The 22780-nt window shown below is 71.0% G+C and carries 16 protein-coding genes; 9 read left to right on the forward strand and 7 right to left on the reverse strand.

The genetic code is table 11. The features are described 5' to 3' along the window. Positions 1-42 precede the first annotated feature (42 nt). From AV521_RS27060 to AV521_RS27080, 5 genes are all read left to right on the forward strand, one after another. Positions 43-1257 carry an NAD(P)/FAD-dependent oxidoreductase gene (locus AV521_RS27060; RefSeq protein WP_076091608.1) on the forward strand — a complete coding sequence of 405 codons (1215 nt, stop codon included), beginning with the start codon at positions 43-45 and terminating at the stop codon, positions 1255-1257. Next, complete coding sequence (gene nirB / locus AV521_RS27065; RefSeq protein ID WP_076091610.1) at positions 1257-3875, forward strand: nitrite reductase large subunit NirB; 2619 nt, start codon at positions 1257-1259, stop codon at positions 3873-3875. Before AV521_RS27060 ends, nirB begins: the two co-directional genes overlap by 1 nt. Beyond that, a complete protein-coding gene (gene nirD / locus AV521_RS27070) occupies positions 3872-4222 on the forward strand; it encodes a nitrite reductase small subunit NirD (RefSeq protein WP_076091612.1) in 351 nt (116 codons plus the stop codon). Before nirB ends, nirD begins: the two co-directional genes overlap by 4 nt. Positions 4223-4265: 43 nt before the next feature. Continuing rightward, positions 4266-4850, forward strand: a complete 585-nt coding sequence (locus AV521_RS27075) for a TetR/AcrR family transcriptional regulator (RefSeq protein ID WP_076091614.1) — start codon at positions 4266-4268, stop codon at positions 4848-4850. A 69-nt stretch (positions 4851-4919) separates the two neighbouring features. Beyond that, positions 4920-5702 carry an SDR family NAD(P)-dependent oxidoreductase gene (locus AV521_RS27080; protein ID WP_076091616.1) on the forward strand — a complete coding sequence of 261 codons (783 nt, stop codon included), beginning with the start codon at positions 4920-4922 and terminating at the stop codon, positions 5700-5702. 6 nt (positions 5703-5708) lie between these two features. Here the strand turns inward: AV521_RS27080 and AV521_RS27085 are convergent, their stop codons facing one another. The 5 genes from AV521_RS27085 to AV521_RS27105 form a co-directional block, all read right to left on the reverse strand. Next, a complete protein-coding gene (locus tag AV521_RS27085; protein WP_076091618.1) occupies positions 5709-6542 on the reverse strand; it encodes a carbohydrate ABC transporter permease in 834 nt (277 codons plus the stop codon). Further along, complete coding sequence (locus tag AV521_RS27090) at positions 6535-7437, reverse strand: carbohydrate ABC transporter permease (RefSeq protein ID WP_076091620.1); 903 nt, start codon at positions 7435-7437, stop codon at positions 6535-6537. The genes AV521_RS27085 and AV521_RS27090 overlap by 8 nt, the downstream gene beginning before the upstream one ends. Beyond that, positions 7434-8696 carry an ABC transporter substrate-binding protein gene (locus tag AV521_RS27095; protein ID WP_179023413.1) on the reverse strand — a complete coding sequence of 421 codons (1263 nt, stop codon included), beginning with the start codon at positions 8694-8696 and terminating at the stop codon, positions 7434-7436. Before AV521_RS27095 ends, AV521_RS27090 begins: the two co-directional genes overlap by 4 nt. 347 nt (positions 8697-9043) lie before the next feature. Further along, positions 9044-11764: a pyruvate, phosphate dikinase gene (ppdK, locus tag AV521_RS27100; protein WP_076091622.1), complete on the reverse strand. Its 2721-nt coding sequence runs from the start codon at positions 11762-11764 to the stop codon at positions 9044-9046. Positions 11765-12214: 450 nt separating this feature from the next. Further along, a complete protein-coding gene (locus AV521_RS27105; protein ID WP_076091624.1) occupies positions 12215-13447 on the reverse strand; it encodes an ROK family protein in 1233 nt (410 codons plus the stop codon). A gap of 131 nt (positions 13448-13578) precedes the next feature. Between AV521_RS27105 and AV521_RS27110 the strand changes: the two genes are divergently transcribed. The 3 genes from AV521_RS27110 (at position 13579) to AV521_RS27120 (ending at position 19098) form a co-directional block, all read left to right on the forward strand. Beyond that, positions 13579-15174: a hypothetical protein gene (locus AV521_RS27110; RefSeq protein ID WP_076091626.1), complete on the forward strand. Its 1596-nt coding sequence runs from the start codon at positions 13579-13581 to the stop codon at positions 15172-15174. Beyond that, on the forward strand, positions 15171-17108 hold the full coding sequence (locus AV521_RS27115) for a glycogen debranching N-terminal domain-containing protein (RefSeq protein WP_076091628.1): 1938 nt from the start codon (positions 15171-15173) through the stop codon (positions 17106-17108). Before AV521_RS27110 ends, AV521_RS27115 begins: the two co-directional genes overlap by 4 nt. Positions 17109-17286: 178 nt before the next feature. Beyond that, entirely contained in the window at positions 17287-19098 is a 1812-nt protein-coding gene (locus tag AV521_RS27120) for a CDP-alcohol phosphatidyltransferase (protein ID WP_371917068.1), read from the forward strand. Here the strand turns inward: AV521_RS27120 and dusB are convergent, their stop codons facing one another. Further along, on the reverse strand, positions 19099-20232 hold the full coding sequence (dusB, locus tag AV521_RS27125) for a tRNA dihydrouridine synthase DusB (protein ID WP_076091856.1): 1134 nt from the start codon (positions 20230-20232) through the stop codon (positions 19099-19101). A gap of 71 nt (positions 20233-20303) precedes the next feature. Then, positions 20304-21209: a helix-turn-helix transcriptional regulator gene (locus AV521_RS27130; protein WP_079249421.1), complete on the reverse strand. Its 906-nt coding sequence runs from the start codon at positions 21207-21209 to the stop codon at positions 20304-20306. Positions 21210-21263: 54 nt separating this feature from the next. Between AV521_RS27130 and AV521_RS27135 the strand changes: the two genes are divergently transcribed. Further along, a complete protein-coding gene (locus AV521_RS27135; RefSeq protein ID WP_079249422.1) occupies positions 21264-22736 on the forward strand; it encodes an MFS transporter in 1473 nt (490 codons plus the stop codon). Positions 22737-22780 lie beyond the last annotated feature (44 nt).

Below are 22780 nucleotides of genomic sequence, written 5' to 3' on the forward strand. Positions count from 1 at the left end.
CGTGATGCGACCGGGTAACGTCCACGCCGCACGCTCAAGGGCATGACCTCGAATACGCGTGTGGTGGTGATCGGCGCCGGCCTCGCGGGCGTACGGCTCGCCCGGCGGCTCGGCGAGCTGGGCACGCCCGCACTGCTCGTCGGCGAGGAGCAGCACCCGCCGTACAACCGGGTGCTGCTCGCCGAGGTGCTGGCCGGGCGGTACGCCCCGGAGGTGATCACCCTCCCGGCGCCGAGCGGCCTGCTGCGCGCCCGGGTCACCGGTGTCGACCGGGCCGCCCGCACCGTCGAGTGCGCCGACGGCACCTCGATCGCATACGACACGCTGGTCCTGGCCACCGGCTCCAACCCGGTGCTGCCACCCCTGCGCGGTCTGTTCACTCCCGACCACCAACTCCCCGAGGGCGTCCACGCGTTCCGCACCATGGACGACTGCCTGGGCCTCGCCAAGTCGGTGCGGCCGGGGGTGCGCACGGTCGTCGTCGGGGGCGGGCTGCTCGGTGTGTCCGCCGCCCGCGCGCTCGCCGTGCGCGGCGCTCAGGTGGTCCTCGCCCAGCAGGCAGAGCGGCTGATGGAGCGCCAGCTCGACCCGGACGCCTCCCGGCTGGTGCTGCGGCACCTCACCGAGCTGGCCGTCGAGGTGCACACCGAGTGCCGGGTACGGGACGTGCGCTGTGTCGCGGGCGCGGTCCGCTCGGTGGAACTGGCCGACGGATACGCCCTGGACGCCGACCTGGTCGTACTCGCCTGCGGGGTGCGCCCGCGCACCGGACTCGCCGAACAGGCCGGTCTCGCCGTCCACCACGGCATCCTCGTCGACGACGCACTGCGCACCTCCGACCCGCGCATCCACGCCGTCGGCGACTGCGTCCAGCACGACGGCACGGTCTACGGCCTGGCGGCACCCGCGCTCGAACAGGCCGACGCACTCGCCGAGTTGCTCGCCGGAGACGGCGAGGCACGCTATCGCGGCACCCGTTCCCTGACCCGGCTGACCCTCACCGGCCCGGGCTCCCCCTTCGACCTGGCCGCCTTCGGCGAGACCGAGGCGCGCCCCGGCGACGACGTCGTACGGCTCGCCGACGCCACCCGCGGTACCTACCGCAAGGTCGTCGTCCGCGAGGACCGCCTGGTCGGCGGGGTGCTCGTCGGCGAACTCGGCACCGTCGGCGCGCTCGCCCGCGCCTGGGAGGGAGCAGAGCCGCTCCCCGACGACGGCCCGCTGCTCCACCTGCTCACCCACGACGGAGGCTCCTGATGACCACCGCCCCGGGGGCCACCCCCACGATCGTGCTCGTCGGCCATGGCATGGTCGGCCAGCGCTTCCTCGAAGCGCTCGCCGAGCGCGGCCTGACCGCCACGCACCGCGTGGTCGTACTCTGCGAGGAGCCGCGTCCGGCATACGACCGCGTCGCCCTCACCTCGTACTTCTCGGGCCGGACGCCCGAGGACCTCTCCCTGACGGACGGGGAGTTCATCACCCTGCACGGCATCGAGCTGTGCCTCGGCGACCCGGCGCAGACGATCGACCGCGAGGCGAGGAAGGTCACGGCCAGGTCGGGCCAGGTCTTCGAGTACGACGTCCTCGTCCTCGCCACCGGCTCGTACCCGTTCGTGCCCCCGGTCCCGGGCAAGGACGCGGTCGGCTGTTTCGTGTACCGGACCATCGAGGACCTCCTCGCGATCGAGGAGTACGCGAAGACGAAGGCTTCCACGGGTGCCGTGGTCGGCGGCGGCCTGCTCGGCCTGGAGGCCGCCGGCGCCTTGAAGGGCCTCGGACTCACCTCCCACATCGTGGAGTTCGCGCCCCGGCTGATGCCCGTCCAGGTCGACGAGGGCGGTGGCGCGGCGCTCCTGCGCACCATCGAGGAGATGGGCCTGTCCGTCCACACCGGCGTCGGCACCCAGGAGATCGTCACCGACGCCTCGGGCGCCGTCACCGGCATGAAGCTGTCCGACGGCTCCGAACTCGCCACGGACCTGGTGGTGTTCAGCGCCGGTGTCCGCCCCCGTGACCAGCTGGCCCGCGACTGCGGTCTGACGGTCGGCGAGCGCGGTGGCATCACCGTCGACGAGCAGTGCCGTACCGTGTCCGACCCGCACGTGTTCGCGATCGGCGAGTGCGCGCTGGCCTCCGACGGCCGGGTGTACGGTCTGGTGGCGCCCGGTTATGAGCAGGCCGAGACGGCGGCCGCGACCATCGCCGCGGACGAGACCGAACAGCTGGCGTTCACCGGTGCCGACCTGTCCACCAAGCTGAAGCTGCTCGGCGTCGACGTCGCCTCCTTCGGCGACGCGCACGGCACCACCGAGGACTGCCTGGACGTCGTCTACTCCGACTCCCGCGCCGGCCTGTACAAGAAGCTGGTCATCGGCCGTGACGGGACGCTGCTCGGCGGCATCCTGGTCGGCGACGCGGAGGCGTACGGCACCCTGCGCGCGCTGACCGGTTCGGTGCCCCCCATCTCCCCCGAGTCGCTCGTCCTGCCCGCCGGAGCGGGCTCGGGGGCCCAGCTCGGCCCGTCCGCACTGCCGGACGAGGCGGTCATCTGCTCCTGCCACAATGTCAGCAAGGGCACGATCCGCGGCGCGGTCACGGAGCACTCCTGCACGACCGTGCCCGAGGTGAAGAAGTGCACCAAGGCCGGTACGGGCTGCGGAAGTTGCGTCAAGGTGCTCGGCCAGCTCGTCAACGCCGAGCTGGAGGCGAACGGCGTCGAGGTCGACAAGGGCCTGTGCGGCTGCTTCTCGCAGACCCGCGAGGAGCTGTACGAGATCGTCCTCGCCCTGCGCATCACCAGCCACCGGGATCTGCTCGACCGCTACGGCCGCGAGGACGCCCGGGGCGGCGACGGCTGCGAGACCTGCAAGCCGGCCGTCGGCTCGATCATCGCCTCCCTCGCCCCGACGATCGGCGCGAGCGGCTATGTCCTGGACGGTGAGCAGGCAGCCCTGCAGGACACCAACGACCACTTCCTCGCCAACCTGCAGAAGAACGGCTCGTACTCGGTCGTGCCGCGCATCCCGGGCGGTGAGATCGCGCCCGAGAAGCTGATCGTGATCGGCGAGATCGCCCGGGACTTCGGTCTCTACACGAAGATCACCGGCGGCCAGCGGATCGACATGTTCGGCGCGCGGGTCGAGCAACTCCCGTTGATCTGGGCCCGGTTGGTGGACGCCGGTTTCGAGTCGGGACACGCCTACGGCAAGGCACTGCGCACGGTGAAGTCCTGCGTGGGCTCCACCTGGTGCCGGTACGGGGTCCAGGACTCGGTCAGGATGGCGATCGACCTGGAGCTGCGCTACCGGGGCCTCAGGTCCCCGCACAAGCTGAAGTCGGCCGTCTCCGGCTGCCAGCGCGAGTGCGCCGAGGCCCAGTCGAAGGACTTCGGCGTGATCGCCACCGCCAACGGCTGGAACCTGTACGTCGGCGGCAACGGCGGCGCCACCCCGCGCCACGCCGACCTGCTGGCCCAGGACCTGTCGGACGCCGAACTGGTCCGCCTGATCGACCGCTTCCTGATGTTCTACATCCGCACGGCCGACCGTCTGGAGCGCACGAGCGTGTGGCTGGAGCGGATCCCCGGCGGCCTGGACCACGTACGGGACGTGGTGGTGCACGACTCGCTCGGCATCTGCGACGAGCTGGAGCAGCTGATGCGGGCGCATGTCGCCCACTACCGCGACGAGTGGGCGGAAACCGTCAACGACCCCGAGAAGCTCGCCCGGTTCGTGTCCTTCGTGAACGCCCCGGACACCCCGGACCCGGTCGTCGCCTTCGTCCCCGAGCGCGACCAGATCAAGCCCGACCTGCCGCTGCTGTCCATCGGCCTGCGGCCCGCCGACGACGCCCTGGAAGGAAGCGCCCAGCGATGACCCTGGCTCTTGAGACGACCGATCTGAAGGTGCAGCTCCGGCTGGCGGACGGCTGGTTCACGGCCTGCGAGCTGAGCGCGCTCGTCCCGGGCCGCGGGGTGGCCGCCCTGCTGCCGGACGGGCGTCAGGTCGCCCTCTTCCGCGACCGCGCCGACCGTCTGTACGCCGTCGACAACCGCGACCCCTTCACCGGCGCGGCCGTCCTCTCCCGCGGCCTGACCGGCACCCACCGGGACCGCCCGTTCGTGTCCTCGCCCCTGTTGAAGCAGCGCTTCGACCTGATCAGCGGGGAGTGCCTGGACGACGGGGCGGTGCGGGTGGCCGCGTACGAGGTGCGGACGGCCTGACGCTTGCTTGACTGATCGTTCCAGAAAACCTAGGCTGCGATACGTGGCCAGGACCAAGGAATTCGACCCGGACGCCGCGCTGCAGTCAGCCCTGGAGCTGTTCTGGCGGCGCGGCTACGCGGCGACGTCGCTGGCCGACCTGGTCGAGCACCTGGGCATCGGCAGGGCGAGCCTGTACGCGACCTTCGGGAGCAAGCACGAGCTGTACCTGAGGGCGCTGGACCGGTACGGACAGACACAGAACCCCCTGCTGACCGGGGAACTGTCCCGGCCGGGACCGGTGCTGCCGGCGGTGCGCGCGGTGGTCCGGCGGTTCGCCGCCGAGGCCGCCGCCGACCCGACCCGGGAGCTGGGCTGCCTGGTCACCAACACGGCGATCGAACTGGCCCCGCACGACCGGGCGGCCGCCCGCAGGGTGGAGCAGAGCTGGGACCACCTGGAGACCCTGCTGCACTCCGCCCTGGTCCGCGCCCGGGCTCAGGGCGAACTGGCCGAGGACCGCGATCCGCTCGCCCTCGCCCGTACGCTGCTCGTGCTGCTCCAGGGGTTGCGGGTGGTCGGCAAGGCCTCCTCGGATCCGGCCAGGGTCCGGGACGCCGCGGAGCACGCACTGGCGCTGCTCGACTGAGACACACGGTCGGCGGTGCCGTTTTTTTTGCATCCAATACTGAACCGATCAGTCAAAAAAGGGGAGATCATGACCACCGCTTCGACGCGCGCCCGCTTCACCGGCCGGACGGCCCTCGTCACCGGCGCCGGCAGCGGCATCGGGCGCGGCATCGCGCTGGCCTTCGCCCGCGAGGGCGCGAGCGTGGTCGTCGCCGGGCGCCGCGGCAAGCCGCTGGAGGAGACGGTGGCGCTGATCGAGGAGGCGGGCGGCCGGGCGCTGGCCGTCACCGCGGACGTGACCAGCGCCGACGACCTCAGGGCCGTGGTCTCCGCGGCCGTGGCCAGGTTCGGCTCCCTCGACGTGGCGGTGAACAACGCCGGTGTCATGACCGGGCGCGGGCGACCCGCGGCGGACCTGTCCGAGGAGGACTGGCGGACGATGCTCGACATCAACGTCACCGGCGTCCTCCTCGCCCTCCAGGCCGAGGTCGCCCAGATGCGGACCCAGCCCGGGGGCGGGGCCATCGTGAACATCGCCTCCCGGATCGGCGTGCACAGCCGGCTGCGCGGCACCACCGGCTACGCCGTCACCAAGGCGGCCGTGTCGGTGCTCAGCCGCGGCGCCGCCCTGGACCACATCGCCGACGGGGTGCGCATCAACGCCGTGAGCCCCGGCCCCACCGCCACGGACATGTCCTTCAAGCCCGGCGAGACCGAGGCCGGCCGGGCCGTCCGGATGCGCGCCGAGGTCCCGCTCGGCCGGGTCTCCACCGTCGAGGAGGTCGCCGCCGCCGTCCTCTACCTGGCCTCGGACGACGCGGCCTCGGTCGTCGGCACCGACCTGGTCGTGGACGGCGGTTCGACGGCCTGACCCGGATCAGTCGATCCCCGAACGCTCCACCCCCGCCACGATCCACCGCTGGAAGCACAGGAACACCACCAGCAGCGGCAGGATCGACACGACGGCGGCGACGAACAGTTCGTGCAGCCGGATCACCTGGGACGTCGTGAACGACGACAGCGCCACCTGCACCGTCCAGGCGCTCTGGTCCTGTCCGATCACCAGCGGCCACAGGAAGGAGTTCCACGCGCCGAGAAGGACGATCGTGCCGACCGCCGCGAACACCGGCCGCGCGTTCGGCACGACCACCAGCCAGTACGTGCGCCAGTAGCCGAGCCCGTCGACCTGCGCCGCGTCCTCCAGCTCCCGTGGGAACCCCAGGAAGTACTGCCGGAAGACGAAACAGGCGAACGCCGAGAACAGCGTCGGGATGATCAGTCCCCGCAGCGTGGAGATCCAGCCCAGCGACGACACCAGCACAAAGCTCGGTACGAAGGTGACGGCGGCCGGGACCAGCAGGGTGCCGAGGATGCCGTAGAAGACCTTGTTCGCGTGCCGGTACGGGATTCGGGCGAGGCCGTAGCCGGCGAGGGAGGCGAGCAGCAGGGTGCCGAGTGTCGTCGCGACGGCGATCAGCGCGGAGTTGAGCAGGGAGCGGGCGAAGGGGACGGACGGGTCGCCGAACAGCTCCCGGACGTTCCCCCACCTCAACTCGCCGGGAAAGAAGGTCCATCCGGGCGACGTGATGTCCTGCTCGCTCGACAGGCCGTTGCGGACGAGCAGATAGAAGGGGATCAGGAAGAGCAGGGCCAGCGCGATCAGCAGCACCAGTCGAAGCGCCCGTCCGGCCCGTACCAGGGCGTCATCCATCCGCGTCCGTCCTTCCCAGCCCGAGCCACCGCGCCTGCCCCACCGTGACGATCGCGATGACGAGCGCGAGGATCACCGCGCCCGCGCTGCCCAGCCCGAGGTTCTGCCCCTGCCCGAGCGCGGTGTAGTAGAGATAGACGAGCGGCGGCCGGGCGTACGGCGGGTATCCCCTGGCATCGGACAGCAGGTTGTAGAACTCGTCGAAGGCCTGGAAGGCGTTGACGACGAGCAGCAGCACCACCGCGACCGAGGTGGCCCGCAGCTGGGGCAGTGTGATGTGCCGCAGCACCGTCCAGCCGGGCCGGGCACCGTCCACGGCGGCCGCCTCGTACAGCGCCGGGTCGATCCGCTGCAGCCCGGCTAGGAACAGGATCATGTAGAACCCGGCCTGCAGCCACAGCCGTACGGTGACGATGACCAGCCAGTACCAGGGCGGATCGGTGGTGGACAGCCAGGCGACGGAATCGCCGCCGAACCACCCGAGGACGGTGTTGGCGAGCCCGAACCGTACCCCGTTGAAGAGCGACATCTTCCACACCAGGGCGGCGACGACGTAACTGCACGCGGCCGGCAGGAAGAAGACCGACCGGAAGAACGCGCGCGCCCGCCGGATCCGGTTGACCATGAGCGCGAGCGAGAGGGAGGCGAGGTACGTGACGGGGACGATGAAGGCGGTGAAGACGAGGAAGGTCTTCAGACTGCCGAGGAACGCGTCGTCCTTCAGCATCGCCGTGTAATTGTCCAGGCCGACGAAGTGCGTGGGCGTGACGGTGTTGTGCGCGTCGAAGAAGCTGAGGCCCACGCTCCACAGCAGCGGAACATAGGTGAACAGCGCGAGCCCGAGCGCGAACGGCCCCACGAACACCCAGAACCAGAGGGTCCCGCGGCGCCTCACGACGTCTTCTTCGCGTTCTTCACACGGTCGAGCTCACCGGCCACCTTCCCTACGACGGCCCGCAGTTCACCCTCCGGATCGGCTCCGCTCCTGATGATCCGGCTGAGCGCGTCCTGGTAGGCGGTCTGGGCGGCCGGCGTCCACAGCAGGGGCTGGGCGTAGCCGTGGTCGGTGGTGAAGCGGACGGCGTCGGCGGCGGCACCGCTCTGGAGTCTGGTGGCCTTCCTGGCGAGGGAGATCCGGGCCGGGATGTGAAAGCCGTAGGACAGCGCGAAGTCCTCCTGGTAGTCGGTCCGTTCGACCCACAGCCACTTCACGAACTCCTCGGCGGCCTCCTTGTGTCTGCTGCGCGCGCTGACGGCGGCCCCGTACGCCCCGACGGGCACGGCGGGCTTCCCCTGGCCACCGTCCCCGGGGAACGGCAGCACCCCGAAGTCGTCGCCGAGTTCCTTCTGCACCTGCGGCAGCGCCCACAGCCCGGACCACTGCATCGCGGTCAGCCCCTGGAGGAGGGCGGACGGGTCGGACCAGTCGGCGGGCGCGCCGAGGAGGAGGGACCGGTCGGCGTGGAGACGGTGCAGCTTGCCGAGGGTGCGGGCGGCGGCGGGGTCGTCGAAGCCGACCTTGCCGTCCTCGGTGACCAGCTGCAGCCCGGCGGCGTACAGGGGCGTACCGCCGAGCACCCCGGCTCCCCCGTCATTGCCCAGGAAGAGCCCCTTGACCTTGCTGTTCGTGAGCTTCCTGGCGGCGTCCACGAGGGCGTCGAGCGTGGCCGGCGGCTCGACCCCGGCGTCCTTCAGCAGGCTCTTGCGGTAGTAGAGCAGCTGCATGTCGATGACCTGCGGGATGCCCCAGATCCGTCCGTCGTAGGTCTTCGGCGCGAGCACCGCCGGATTGAAGTCGTCCTTGACGCCCTTGAGGAGATCGGAGAGGTCGACGACCTGTCCGCCCTGGATCTGGTCGATCGTGGGCCCGTTGACCTCGAAGACGTCCGGTCCCGAGTCGGTGAGCAGGGCGGCCGCGGTCTGCTGGTCGTAGTTCCCGGGCCGCCACTGCACCTTGACGCTCGCCTTCCTGTAGGCGGCGGCGTACCGCTGCACGGCCTGCTCGGTGCCGGGTTCGCCGTACTGGTGGTACCACTGGGCCAGAGCGGTTCCCGAACTTCCGCTTCCACGCCCGGTGTTGGACCCGCAAGCGGCGAGCAGTCCGGCTCCTGCCCCGGCTCCCGCGGCAAGCAGTGCCCTGCGGCTGATGGTCATCGTCTGTGCCCCCTGACGTCCGTCATCGATGCACGGCCCAACGATCAACCATGCGCCTCGATTACGAAAGAGGGCCCCCGTCAGGCACGCCTGGCACAGCCACAGTGGGCTGAAACCCGGCCACGACCTTTTCGGGCCGGAGCGCATCCAACACAGTGACCTTCATCAACCGATTCGCCCGATGGAGGCGAATGCGCCGTGTTCCAGTATCGAAACTCTGTCTCCGCAGATGATGCACGGAGAGGCGGCACCCCCGCACAGGGTGCCGCCTCTCTTTTCGTGGTCCGGAGCCGTCGCCCATCGGTTGAGGGTCGGGGACAGGCGGCGGCTCCGGCGTCCGGGGAGGGTCAGCGGTGGTCGCTGCCCGCCGAGTTCGTCGCCGCGCGGCCCGCTTCGAGGCGGGCGACCGGGATGCGGAACGGGGAGCAGGAGACGTAGTCCAGACCCACCTCGTGGAAGAAGTGGACCGACTCGGGGTCACCGCCGTGCTCACCGCAGACGCCGAGCTTCAGGTCGGGGCGGGTACGCCGACCCGCTTCCGCCGCCAGCTTCACCAGGGAGCCCACGCCGTCCCGGTCGATCGTCTCGAAGGGGGATACGCCGAAGATTCCCTTCTCCAGGTATGCCGTGAAGAAGGACGCCTCCACGTCGTCCCGGCTGAAGCCCCACACCGTCTGCGTCAGGTCGTTCGTGCCGAAGGAGAAGAACTCCGCCGCCTCCGCGATCTGGCCCGCCGTGAGGGCCGCTCGCGGCAGCTCGATCATCGTGCCGATCGCCAGCTTCAGCTCGGTGCCCGTCGCCGCCTCGACCTCCGCGATGACCTGGTCGGCCTCTTCGCGGACGATCTCCAGCTCCTGGACCGTGCCGACCAGCGGGATCATGATCTCGGCGCGCGGGTCGCCCTTGGCGTTCTTGCGTTCGGCCGCCGCTTCGGCGATCGCGCGGACCTGCATGGTGAACAGGCCGGGGATGACCAGGCCGAGGCGTACGCCGCGCAGGCCGAGCATCGGGTTCTGCTCGTGCAGGCGGTGGACCGCCTGGAGCAGGCGCAGCTCGTTCTCGTGGGGCTCCTGGCGGGACTCGGCCAGGGCCACCCGGACCGACAGCTCCGTGATGTCCGGCAGGAACTCGTGCAGCGGCGGGTCCAGCAGCCGGACGGTCACGGGCAGGCCGTCCATCGCCGAGAACAGCTCCACGAAGTCCTGCTTCTGCAGCGGGAGGAGCGCCTTCAGGCTCTCCTGGCGCTCGTCCTCCGTGTCGGCCAGGATGAGCCGCTCGACCAGCTCACGGCGGTCGCCGAGGAACATGTGCTCCGTGCGGCACAGGCCGATGCCCTGGGCGCCGAAGCGGCGGGCCCGCAGGGCGTCCTCGGCGTTGTCCGCGTTGGCGCGCACCCGCAGCCGGCGCTTGCGGTCGGCGAAGGCCATGATGCGGTGCACGGCCTCGACCAGTTCGTCGGCGTCGTGGGCGCCCGCGTGCATCCGGCCCTCGAAGTACTCCACGACCGGGGACGGGACCACCGGGACCTCGCCCAGGTAGACCTTTCCGGAGGAGCCGTCGATGGAGATCAGGTCGCCCTCTTCCACGACGTGACCACCCGGCACCGTCATCCGGCGGCGCTTGGTGTCGACCTCCAGCTCCTCCGCGCCGCAGACACAGGTCTTGCCCATGCCTCGGGCGACCACGGCCGCGTGCGACGTCTTGCCGCCGCGCGACGTGAGGATGCCTTCCGCCGCGATCATGCCGTCCAGGTCGTCGGGGTTCGTCTCACGGCGGACCAGGATGACCTTCTCGCCCGAGCGGGACCACTTCACGGCCGTGTACGAGTCGAAGACCGCCTTGCCCACCGCCGCGCCCGGGGACGCGGCGATACCGCGCGCCACCTGGTCCACCTTCGCGTGCTCGTCGAAGCGCGGGAACATCAGCTGGGCCAGCTGGGCGCCGGTCACCCGCTGGAGGGCTTCCGTCTCGTCGATCAGGCCCTGGTCCACCAGCTGCGTGGCGATACGGAAGGCCGCGCCCGCCGTGCGCTTGCCGACCCGGGTCTGGAGCATCCACAGCTGACCGCGCTCGATCGTGAACTCGATGTCGCAGAGGTCCTTGTAGTGGTTCTCCAGCGTCTCCATGATCTGCATCAGCTGGTCGTACGACTTCTTGTCGATCGACTCCAGCTCCGCGAGCGCGACGGTGTTGCGGATGCCCGCCACCACGTCCTCGCCCTGGGCGTTCTGCAGGTAGTCGCCGTAGACGCCCTGGTGGCCCGAGGCGGGGTCGCGGGTGAACGCCACGCCCGTGCCGGAGTCCGGGCCCAGGTTGCCGAAGACCATCGAGCAGACGTTGACGGCCGTACCGAGGTCGCCGGGGATGCGCTCCTGGCGGCGGTACAGCTTCGCCCGGTCACCGTTCCACGAGTCGAAGACCGCCTTGATGGCGAGGTCCATCTGCTCGCGCGGGTCCTGCGGGAAGTCCCGGCCGGCCTCCTTCTTGACGATCTTCTTGAAGGTGGTGACCAGCTTCTTCAGGTCGGCGGCCTCCAGGTCGGTGTCGACCGTGACCTTCTTGGCCTCCTTGGCCGCCTCAAGGGCCTCCTCGAAGAGGTCGCCGTCGACGCCGAGGACGGTCTTGCCGAACATCTGGATGAGGCGGCGGTAGGAGTCCCAGGCGAAGCGGTCGTCGCCGGCCTGCTTCGCCAGGCCCTGCACCGACTTGTCGGAGAGGCCGATGTTCAGGACCGTGTCCATCATGCCGGGCATCGAGAACTTGGCGCCCGAGCGGACCGACACGAGGAGCGGGTTGTCGGCCTGGCCGAGCTTCTTGCCCATGCGGGACTCAAGGGCGTCGAGGTGCGCACTCACCTCGTCACGCAGTGCCGCGGGCTCCTCGCCGCTGTCCAGGTAGACCTTGCAGGCCTCCGTGGTGATGGTGAAGCCGGGAGGGACCGGCAGACCGAGGTTGGTCATCTCGGCGAGGTTGGCACCCTTGCCGCCGAGGAGGTCCTTGAGGTCCTTGTTTCCCTCGGTGAAGTCGTAAACGAACTTCACTCCGTGGGGTTCTTTGTTTTCCGACACGGGTCTCGACTCCTTGAGGCCACGGTGGCTGCCCTGACGGCGAGGAACATACCCAGATCGAAGGAACATGGGTACGTCTACTTGTGCGTCATGCGCCTGTAACCAGTCGTCCGCCAGCGGATCGAAAGTCAAAGCTTGGCAAGCCGACACGGCCTGATGTTTTCACTTCTTGAACGCAAGCATCCCCAGATGCCAGGTTTTCCGCTCAGATGAGCGGCCATCCCGCACGTCTGATTTCGATCGATGAACGATCAAGCGGTGGCACCCAGTGCCACCCCTTGGAGAAGTGCAGCCGCCCAAGATCTGCTCATCTGAGCGCAACCCTTATCAAGGGTGGCGAGAATCACGCTGCCACAGCCCGCCGGATTTCACCATGCGGACCGCTTCCCGATACCGGAAACACCCTCGTCACACGCCCGGAGACACCGCACGCACCCGGCGGCGGCGATGTCACACACCCAGCGCCCGCAGCCGCTCCTCGGCCCGTTCCGGCGCGTAGAGGTGTTCCACGACCAGTGCCCCCGCTCCGATGAGCGCGGCCCGCTCCCCCAGCCGCGAGGTGACGACGTCCAGGTGGGCCGTGGAGCGCGGCAGCGCCCGCTGGTAGAGCAGCTCCCGCACCCCGGTGAGGAAGGGCGTGCCCGCGAGGTCGCCCGCGATCATCAGCACGCCCGGGTTGAGCAGGGTCACGACCGTCGCCAGCACCACACCGACCTGGCGCCCGGCCTCGCGGGCCAGCGCCGTCGCCTCGGGATGCCCCGCGGCCAGCAGGTCCCGTACGTCCGCGCCGGAAGCGGCCGGCACCCCGCTCTCCGCCAGCCGCCGGGCCACGGCGCCGCCGCTCGCGACGGCGGCGAGACAGCCGTGCGAACCGCAGCGGCACAGCGCGTCCGCGCCGATGCGGATGTGCCCGATGTCGCCCGCGCCGCCGTCGGTGCCCCGGTAGATCACGCCGTCCACGACCACCCCGGCGCCTATGCCCGTGGACACCTTGACCAGTACGAAGGCCCCGCAGCCGGGATGTCCGGCGCGCTGTTCGCCGTAGGCCATGAGGTTGGCGTCGTTGTCCACCAGGACCGGGACCGTACCCGCGCCGGTGTGCTCGGTGAAGGCGCGGGAGAGGCGGCCCCTTATGTCGTAGCCGTCCCAGCCGGGCATCATCGGCGGCTGCACCACCCGGCCGGTCCCGGTGTCCACCGGGCCGGGCACGGCGAGCCCGATCCCGCAGACGTCCGCCGCCGGACGCCCGGTCTTCTCCAGCAACCGGTCGAACCAGTGGCCGAGTTCGCCGAGCACCGCCTCCGGACCGTCCTCGACGACCAGGGTCCCCGAGTGCTCGGCGAGGATCTCGCCGGTCAGGCCGAGGACGGCGGCGCGGGCGTGCCGGGTGTCCAGGTCGGCGGCGAGCACGACGGCGTGGCGGTCGTCGAACTCCAGGGTGATGGAGGGGCGGCCGCCGAGCGGTGAGCCGACCGGGCCGCCGGCGCCCTCGCGCAGCCAGCCGGCCCGGAACAGCCGGTCCAGGCGCTGACCGACGGTCGCCCGGGACAGCCCGGTGACCTGCTGGAGCGCACCGCGTGTCACGGCCCGGCCGCTGCGCACCAGTTCCAGCAGCTCGCCGGCGCCGGCCTGGCCGGCCCGTCTGACGGGCCTCTCCTGACGGTCGGTCATACGGTCGGTCATGCGCACCCCCTTGTGTTTCCCAACCATGCATTACATATTGAGTTTTGCGTGTTAAATAGACGTAACTCTACGGTCGCAACAACCGAACCCGGTCGGCCCGGCCGGGTGTCTTCGTCTTCGGGGAGCCCCGAGTGGATCGCAGCACGCAGCTCACCGCCCGTCCCACGGAGTACGAGATCGCGTACGATCCCCCGGCCTCCGCGGCGTCTTTGCACGTCAGAGCGGCCAAGGTGCTCGACGCGAACTGGACGGGCAGTTCGACGATCCCCTCCCGGAACCTGTATCCGCACCAGTGGTCCTGGGACTCGGCGTTCATCGCGATCGGCCTGCGGCACATCTCCCCGCGGCGGGCCCAGACCGAGCTGGAGACGCTGCTGGCCGCCCAGTGGGCCGACGGACGCGTCCCGCACATCGTCTTCAACCCCTCCGTACCGCTCGACGCCTACTTCCCGAGCCCCGACTTCTGGCGCTCCACCAGCGCCGGCCGCCCCGCGGGCGCCCCGCGCACCGTACAGACCTCGGGCATCGTCCAGCCACCGGTGCACGCGCTCGCGGCCTGGCTGGTGCACTGCGCCGACCCCGTTCTGTCCCGGGCACGCGGTTTCCTGGCCCGGGTGTACCCGAGGCTGGCCGCCTGGCACCGCTATCTGCTGCACCGCCGGGACCTGGGCGGCGCGGGGCTGGTGTCGGTCGTCCACCCCTGGGAGCAGGGCATGGACAACAGCCCTTGCTGGGACGCCCCGCTCGCCCGGATCACCCCGGCCCCGGCCCGCTCCTTCCGCCGCGCCGACCTCGCCCATGGCGCACCCGAGGACCGGCCGACGGATCTGGACTACGGGCGGTATGTACGGCTGGCCGCCGACTACCGGGACGCCGGGTACAGGGATGGGGTGGGCGGGAGGAACGGGGATGGGGCGGGCGGGAGGAACAGGGATGGGGCGGGCGGGAGAAACGGGAATGGGGCGGGCGGGAGAAACAGAGATGGGGCGGGCGGGGGAAACACAGCCGGTGAAGGCGAGTTCGCCGTCGAGGACCCGTCCTTCAACGCCCTGCTCATCGCCTCCGAGCACGCACTGGCCCGGATCGCCGGTGAACTGGGCGCGACGGGCACAGCCCGGCACGCGCGCGCCGAACGCCTGACGGCGGCCCTGGTGGAGAGGCTGTGGGACCCGGCCGCCGGGATGTTCCTGTGCCGGGATCTTCGGGGCGGGGGGCCGATCCGTGAGCGTGGGGTCTCCGGGCTGGTGCCGCTCATTCTGCCCGGGCTGCCGCGTGCGGTGGCCGGCGCGCTCGTCCGTACGTTGTGCGGGCCGCACTTCGGGCTCGGTGGGCGTACCCGGCTCGTGCCCAGTTACGACCTGCTCGGTGAGGCCTTCGACCCGCACCGGTACTGGCGCGGCCCGGCCTGGTTCAACACCGGCTGGCTGCTGGAGCGGGGCCTGCGCCTGCACGGCGAGCGGGAGCGTGCCGACGCGCTGCGCGCGGCTGTGCTCCACCTCGCCGACGCCACCGATTTCGCCGAGTACGTCGACCCGTACACCGGCGAGGCCTGCGGCGCGACCGGCTTCGGCTGGACCGCCGCGCTCGCCCTCGATCTGCACCATGAGCTGCGTCGAGAGCGAAACCAAGAGCCGCACAAAGACCTTCCCAAGCGCCCCGGCGAGGGCGTGTCCAAGGCGGCGACCGGCACGTTCGACACGAGTGACGAAGGAGGAGACCGGGTATGACCGACCGGCATCATCTGCTCGTGCACGGGGCGACGTTCGCCACCGTGGGCGACCGGGGCGACATCAGTGGCGTCCGGGGCGGTGGTTCCCCGGACGGGTTGTTCGTACGGGACGCCCGGCATCTCAGCCGCTGGCAGCTCACCGTGGACGGCGCCGTGCCCGAGGTGCTCACCCCGGTCACCGACAGTGACGCTGCCCGCTGTGTGCTGGTCCCGCGCGGCGGCCGGCAGGAGCCTCCGGCGCACACCCTGTTCCGCCGGCAGGCCGTCGGCGACAGCTCGTTCGTGGAGTCGCTGCGGGTGACCAGCAACCGCCCGGAGCCGACCACGGTCCGGCTCGCCATCACCGTCGACGCCGACTTCACCGACCAGTTCGAACTCCGCTCCGACCACCGCACGTACGCCAAGCCGGGCGCCGTACGCTCCCGCGAAGTCCTCGACGACGGCATCGAGTTCACCTACCGGCGCGGCGAATGGCGATCGCGTACGACCATCACGGCCGACCCCGCTCCCGATGCCGTGGAGGAGACCGGCACCGGCGCCCGGCGCCTGGTGTGGGCTCTCGGTCTGGACCCGCACGGCACGACCGAGCTGCTGCTCCGTGTGATCGCCCGCCCGCACGGCGAGAAACGCGCCCTGCGGGTGCCTCGGGACCCCGCGTCCCAGGACCAGCAACTCCTCGCGGTGGAAGGGGAGTTCATGGAGGGTGTGGCCTTCCCGAGCAGTTGGCCGGAACTGGCGGCCGCCTGCGCGCGGGGCCTCGCCGACCTGGCCGCGCTCCAGGTGCCGGCCACCGGACCCGACGGCGAGGAACTGCGCGTCCCGGCCGGCGGGGCCCCCTGGTTCCTCACTCTCCTCGCCCGCGACGCCCTGCTCACCTCCCTGTTCGCACTGCCGTACCGCCCGGAGCTGGCCGCCGCCACACTCCCCGCGCTCGCCGCGACCCAGGCGTCCGGCACCGGTGTGTCCCCGGTCGCCCAGCCCGGCAAGATCGTGCACGAGGTTCGCAACGGCGAGCTGGCTCACTTCGGGCAGGTGCCGTTCGGTCGGTACTACGGCTCGGTCGACGCGACCCCGCTGTTCCTGATCCTGCTCGGCGCGTACGTCGAACGGACCGGGGACCAGATCCCGGCCCGGCGCCTGGAGCCGCACGCGCGTGCCGCCGTCGGCTGGATGCTGGACCACGGCGGCCTGACCTCCCGCGGCTACCTCGTCTACCGCGCCGACGAGGGCGGCCTCGCCAACCAGAACTGGAAGGACTCCCCCGGTGCGATCTGCTGCGCCGACGGCACCCGGCCCACCGGCGCGGTCATGGCGGCGGGCGCGCAGGGCTACGCGTACGACGCGCTGCGCCGCACGGCGTGGCTGGCGCGCACGGTGTGGGGCGACGAGACGTACGCGGCGCTGCTGGAGCAGGTGGCGGCCGATCTGCGGGACCGGTTCCAGCGGGACTTCTGGATGCGGGAGCACTCCTTCCCGGCGCTCGCGCTGGACGGCCAGGGCCGCCAGATCGACGCGCTGGCCTCCGACGCGGGGCATCTGCTGTGGTCGGGGCTGCTGGACAAGGAGTACGGCGAGGTGGTGGGCCGACGGCTGCTGGAGCCGGACTTCTTCTCCGGCTGGGGCGTGCGGACGCTGGCCGCGGGGCAGGCGGCGTACCACCCGCTCTCGTATCACCGGGGTTCTGTGTGGCCGCATGACAACGCGCTGATCACGCTGGGTCTTGCGCGGTACGGACTGCATGACGAGGCCCGTACGGTGGCGCGTTCGCTGATCGACGCGGCGACGGTGGCGGGGCATCGGCTGCCGGAAGTCCTGGCGGGGTACGGGAGGGACACACATCCGGAGCCGGTTCCCTATCCGCATGCGTGTGTGCGGGAATCGCGGTCGGCTGCGGTGCCGCTCGCGCTGCTCGCAGCGGTGGGGGGCGGGTAGCGCCGGCGGGGTATCTGTGGTGCCTTCGCTGCGGGTTGTGTGCGGTTGCTCGCGCGGTTCCCCGCGCCCCTGGGTTGGTGCGGTGAGCGTTTGCCAGGTGTTTGCCCTGTGCTGTGAACAGGGGTTCTGGGGAGGCCGTACGGAGTGACGTCACGGGTGTCGTACGGAAGGACCTCGGGTGTCTCAGGACACGAGCACGCGCCAGCTGGAAAACGAAGCACCGGACGACGACGCCCCCGTCGAAACGCCCGCGCCCACTCCCCGCCCCTTCCGGCGGCCGTGGGCCGACTTGCCGCGGAGGCCCTGGGTCGCCTGGCGGACGCGTACGCGGCGCTGGCGGGAGGGGCATCCCGAGGTCGTCCGGGTGCTGTCCGGCGCGGTCAACGTGCTCGCCGCCGTTCTGGTCGTCGGCGCGCTCGTGATGCCGAACTCCATGGACGGGCTGGGGCTCTCGACGTTTGTGCGGATACCGGCGGAAGGTGTGATCGGGGCCGCCGTGATGCTCGCGCTGCCGCGCCGGCCGCGGGTGGTACTGGCCGTCGTGTCCGGGATCGCGCTGGCCGCGATGACCGTGCTGAACCTGCTCGACATGGGCTTCACCCAGTATCTGGGCCGCGGCTTCAACCCCATCCTCGACTGGAGCCTGCTCGGCGACACCCACTCGTATCTGGTGGACTCGCTGGGCCCTACGGCCACGCTCGCCGCCACGGCCGGTGTGATCGTCCTCGTGCTGCTGCTGTTCGTGCTGCTGACGCTGTCGACCGTCCGGCTCGCCAACCTGCTCGCCCGGAACTCCGGCATCGCGACCCGGGGCACCCTGATCGCCGGCGTCGTCTGGATCACCTGCTCCTCGCTCGGCGTGCAGATGTCCGGCGTGCCGCTCGCCGTCGACCGCACCGCGACCGCGCTGAAGGGGCAGGTCCGGCAGGCGCGGAACACCCTGCGGGACGAGGCGGAGTTCGAGAAGGTGGCCAGGGTGGACGCCTTCGGGAACACCCCGGGCAGCCAGCTGGTGCCGGATCTGCGCGGCAAGGACATGATCTTCACGTTCATCGAGAGCTACGGACGCAGCGCGGTCGAGGACCCGATCATGGCACCCGGGGTCGACAGCACGCTCGACGCGCGCACCAAGGATCTGGCCAAGGCCGGTTTCCACGCCAGGAGCGGCTGGCTGACCTCGGCGACGTACGGCGGCAGCAGCTGGCTCGGGCACTCCACCACCATGTCGGGCCTCTGGATCAGCGACCAGCAGCGTTACCGCACGGTCATGGCCAGCGACCACATGAGCCTGACCGACGCGTTCAAGAAGACCGGCGCCTTCGACACCGTCGGCGTCATGCCGGGCGTGCAGAAGGGGTGGCCGGAGCAGAAGTGGTACGGCCTGGACAAGGTCTACAACGCCTTCCAACTCGGCTACAAGGGGCCGAAGTTCAGCTGGTCGACGATGCCGGACCAGTACACGCTCCAGCAGTACCAGGACCGCGTGCACAGCAAGAAGCCGGCCGACGGCAAGTCACGGATGTCCCTCCTCATCCTGACCTCCAGCCACACCCCCTGGGCGCCGATCCCCAAGATGGTCCCCTGGAACCAGCTGGGCGACGGCTCGGTCTTCAACGGCATCGAGAAGGCCGGCAACCCGTCCTCCTACACCCTCACCGACGACACGCACTCCAAGGAGGAGTACGGCAAGTCCGTCCAGTACACGGTGACGGCCCTGACCCAGTGGCTGGAGCGCTACGGCAACGACAACACCGTGCTGGTCTTCCTCGGCGACCACCAGCCGAACGCCCACGTCAGCGGCAACCGTGCCAGCCGTGACGTGCCGGTCTCGATCGTCGCCAAGGACCCGAAGCTCCTCGACAAGATCGACAGCTGGGGCTGGACCGACGGCCTGCGGCCCGCGCACAACGCGCCGGTCTGGAAGATGAGCGCGTTCCGCGACCGCTTCCTGACGGCGTACGGCTCGACCCCGCACCCGAAGAAGGGCTGATCAGCCTCCGGAGGTGTCCAGCTCCGCGTCCTCGCTGACGCCCGCGCAGTCGTAAGGGTCCTTCAGCCAGCCGTCCGGCAGCACCACCCGGTTGTTGCCGGACGTACGGCCGCGCGGGCCGTCGGCGCCGAGCGGCCAGGGCTGGTCGAGGTCCAGCTCGTCCAGGCCGGCCCGCAGCTCCTCCAGGGAGGATGTGATCGCGAGTCGCCCCCGCATCTCGGAGCCGACCGCGAAGCCCTTCAGATACCAGGCGACGTGCTTGCGGAAGTCGATCACGCCCTTGGACTCGTCGCCGATCCACTCGCCGAGCAGGCGGGCGTGGCGGACCATGATGTCGGCGACCTCACGCAGTGCGGGTCGTTCGATGTCATCCGTACGCCCCTCGAAGGCGGCGACCAGGTCCGCGAACAGCCACGGCCGCCCCAGGCACCCGCGCCCGACCACGACACCGTCGCAGCCGGTCGCCCGGACCATCCGCAGCGCGTCCTCGGCCGACCAGATGTCGCCGTTGCCGAGCACGGGGATCTCCGGCACATGCTCCTTCAGGCGTGCGATGGCGTCCCAGTCGGCGGTGCCGCCGTAGTGCTGGGCGGCCGTTCGGCCGTGGAGCGCGATCGCCGTGACGCCCTCCTCGACGGCGATACGGCCGGCGTCGAGGTAGGTGATGTGATCGTCGTCGATGCCCTTGCGCATCTTCATCGTCACCGGCAGGTCGCCGGCGCCGCTCACCGCCTCGCGCAGGATCGCGCGCAGCAGGTTCCGCTTGTAGGGGAGGGCCGAGCCGCCGCCCTTCCTGGTCACCTTGGGGACCGGGCAGCCGAAGTTCAGGTCGATGTGGTCGGCCAGGTCCTCCTCCGCGATCATGCGGACGGCCTTGCCGACGGTCGCGGGGTCGACGCCGTACAGCTGGATCGAACGCGGCCGCTCGCTCGCGTCGAACCTGATCAGCTGCATGGTCTTCTCGTTGCGCTCGACCAGCGCCCGGGTCGTGATCATCTCGCTGACGAACAGCCCCTTGCCCCCGCTGAACTCACGGCACAGCGTGCGGAAGGGCGCGTTGGTGATGCCCGCCATGGGTGCGAGCACGACGGGCGGCGTCACGGCGTGCGGGCCGATGGAGAGCGGGTGGGTCATCGTCAGGGCTCCGGTACGGATGTAGGGCACAGGGACACGGGGCAAGGAACCATTGTCCCTCACCCGGCCGGTCACCCGTCCGCCAGCTCCGCCAGCCGTTCCAGCCGATCCTCGCTCTCCTCGTCGGCGGGGATGTACGCCACCACGCGGTGGGCCGGTGACTGTGGTGCCAGCCACATGTTGCGGTGCTCAAGGCGGATCAGGCCGGCCACCGGGTGCCGGTACCGCTTGACGTGCGGGGACATCGGCGCCACCTCGTGCCGTCCCCACAGCTCGCGGAACTCCTCGGAGACCGCCAGCAGCCGGTCCAGCTGCTCCTTCCACGCGGGCTCGGCCACATGCTCGGCCATGGCCGCCCGGTACTTGGCGATCAGGTCCCGCAGCATCTCGTCCCGGTCGAGGAAGTCCCGCTTCCAGCGCTCGCTGGTGGTCAGCAGCCACAGACAGTTCCGCTCGGCCGGCGGCAGCTCGGCGGGGTCGCCGAAGAGCTGGGCGAAGGGCCTGTTGGCGGCGAGGACGTCGTACCGGGCGTTCTGCAGGGCGGCCGGGTAGGGCGCGAGCCGTTCGACGACCTTCCGCGCGGACTGGGAGACCACCGGGCACTCGGGATCGGTGCGCGGGTCGGCGGTCCCGGCGAGGGCGAAGAGGTGGGCACGCTCGGTGGGGTCCATGAGCAGGGCCCGGGCGACGGCGTCCAGCACCTGCGCGGAGACATGGGTGGCGCGGGCCTGCTCGATCCACGTGTACCAGGTGACGCCGACCGCGGAGAGCTGGGCGACCTCCTCCCGGCGCAGTCCCGGTGTACGGCGGCGCGGGCCGCGCGGCAGGCCGACCTGCTCCGGGGTGATGCGCTCGCGCCGGCTGCGCAGGAAGGCGGCCAGTTCCCGGCGCCGGACGTGCTGCGGCCCGGACTGCGCCGTACGGATGTGCTGCGCTTGCGGCTGGTCCGTGCGGTGTTCCGGCGCTGCGATGCTCATGTGCCAAGGGTGCCGTCCCGCCGTAGCCCGGTTCCAGTTGGTGCCGGTACCTGGATGAGTGCCGCCTGGTACCCCGCTGGGAGCTGTCCCAGAGTCGAGGGCGTGACCACGACGACGACCACTGTGCCGACCGAGGCCCCGCCCCGCGGCCTCACGCCCCTGGGCCTGCTCACCCTTCTCCTCGGGACCGCCCTCCCGATGATCGACTTCTTCATCGTCAATGTCGCGCTGCCGACGATCGAGCACGATCTGCACGCCGCGCCGGCCACGCTGGAGATGGTGGTGGCCGGGTACGCGGTGGCGTACGCCGTGCTGCTCGTCCTCGGCGGCCGGCTGGGCGACGGCCACGGCCGGCGGCGGCTGTTCCTGTGGGGAGTGGCCGGTTTCGGGCTGACCTCGCTGGTCTGCGGGCTGGCGCCGACCGCCGGGTGGCTGGTGGCGGCGCGGATCGCGCAGGGTGCCGCGTCGGCGGCGCTGCTTCCGCAGGTGCTGGCCACCATCCACGCGACGACGTCCGGGGAGCGGCGGGCCCGCGCGGTCGCCCTGTACGGCTCGGTCGGCGGGGTGTCCGTCGTACTCGGCCAGGTGCTGGGCGGGGTGCTGGTGGCGGCCGATCTGGCGGGCACCGGCTGGCGCGCGGTGTTCCTGGTGAACGTGCCGGTGGCCGTCGCCGCCCTGGTCTGTGCGGTGCGCTCGGTGCCGGAGAGCCGGGCCGAGCGGCCCGCGCGGGGTGACCTCGCCGGTACGACGCTGCTGGCGGCGACGCTGACCGCGCTGCTGCTGCCGCTGACCGAGGGCCGGGCGGCGGGCTGGCCGCTGTGGTCGGTGCTGCTGCTGTGCGCGGCGCCGCTGTGCGGGGCGGGGTTCTACGGGGTGGAGCGACGGGCGGAGCGGGCCGGAGGCAGCCCGCTGCTGCCCCCGTCCCTGCTGATCGCGCCGGAGGTCCGCCGGGGCCTGCTGCTGGGTCTGCCGGTGTTCATCGGGTTCGCGGGCTGGATGTTCGTGAGCGCGGTGACGCTGCAACAGGGCCTCGGCTACGGGGCGTTGGGGGCCGGGCTGACGCTGGTGCCGATGGGGGTGGCGCAGTTCGCGGCGTCGATGCTGGCGCCGCGTGTCGTACGACGGTTCGGCGGGCGGGCGGTGGCACTGGCGGCGGTGGTGCACATCGCGGGGCTGGCGACGGTGACGGCGACGGCGCTGCTGGGTCCCTGGCCGCATCTCTCCCCGCTCGCCCTCTCCCCCGGTCTGGTGCTGTGCGGCCTCGGCCAGGGCCTTCAACTGCCCCTCTATTACCGGATTCTGCTGGCGGCGATCCCGGCCCGGCTGGCGGGCACGGGCAGCGGGCTGGCGGCCACGCTCCAGCAGTCGTGCCTGGCCGTCGGGGTCGCGACGCTCGGTTCGCTGTTCCTGTCGCTCGTCCCCGGTCTCGGCATGCGGGAGGCGCTGGCGGTGGTGCTGGCGGTGCAGGCGGCGGGACTGGCGGGGCTGGGGTGGCTCGGTCTGCGGCTGCCCGCCAAGATCATGTAACACTCATTAGTTAGACACACTATTGAAATCGAGGTACGGTGAAA

Source organism: Streptomyces sp. IMTB 2501 (assembly GCF_001953885.1).
Lineage (GTDB): Bacteria > Actinomycetota > Actinomycetes > Streptomycetales > Streptomycetaceae > Streptomyces.

Bases quoted from the DNA above. Each gene is read 5' to 3' on its own strand.
- nirD (WP_076091612.1), top strand. From the start codon at position 3,872: ATGACCCTGGCTCTTGAGACGACCGATCTGAAGGTGCAGCTCCGGCTG.
- AV521_RS27105 (WP_076091624.1), bottom strand. From the start codon at position 13,447: ATGACCGACCGTATGACCGACCGTCAGGAGAGGCCCGTCAGACGGGCC.
- AV521_RS27130 (WP_079249421.1), bottom strand. From the start codon at position 21,209: ATGAGCATCGCAGCGCCGGAACACCGCACGGACCAGCCGCAAGCGCAG.
- AV521_RS27135 (WP_079249422.1), top strand. From the start codon at position 21,264: ATGAGTGCCGCCTGGTACCCCGCTGGGAGCTGTCCCAGAGTCGAGGGC.
- AV521_RS27115 (WP_076091628.1), top strand. From the start codon at position 15,171: ATGACCGACCGGCATCATCTGCTCGTGCACGGGGCGACGTTCGCCACC.
- nirB (WP_076091610.1), top strand. From the start codon at position 1,257: ATGACCACCGCCCCGGGGGCCACCCCCACGATCGTGCTCGTCGGCCAT.
- AV521_RS27085 (WP_076091618.1), bottom strand. From the start codon at position 6,542: ATGGATGACGCCCTGGTACGGGCCGGACGGGCGCTTCGACTGGTGCTG.
- dusB (WP_076091856.1), bottom strand. From the start codon at position 20,232: ATGACCCACCCGCTCTCCATCGGCCCGCACGCCGTGACGCCGCCCGTC.
- AV521_RS27060 (WP_076091608.1), top strand. From the start codon at position 43: ATGACCTCGAATACGCGTGTGGTGGTGATCGGCGCCGGCCTCGCGGGC.
- AV521_RS27080 (WP_076091616.1), top strand. From the start codon at position 4,920: ATGACCACCGCTTCGACGCGCGCCCGCTTCACCGGCCGGACGGCCCTC.
- AV521_RS27095 (WP_179023413.1), bottom strand. From the start codon at position 8,696: ATGACCATCAGCCGCAGGGCACTGCTTGCCGCGGGAGCCGGGGCAGGA.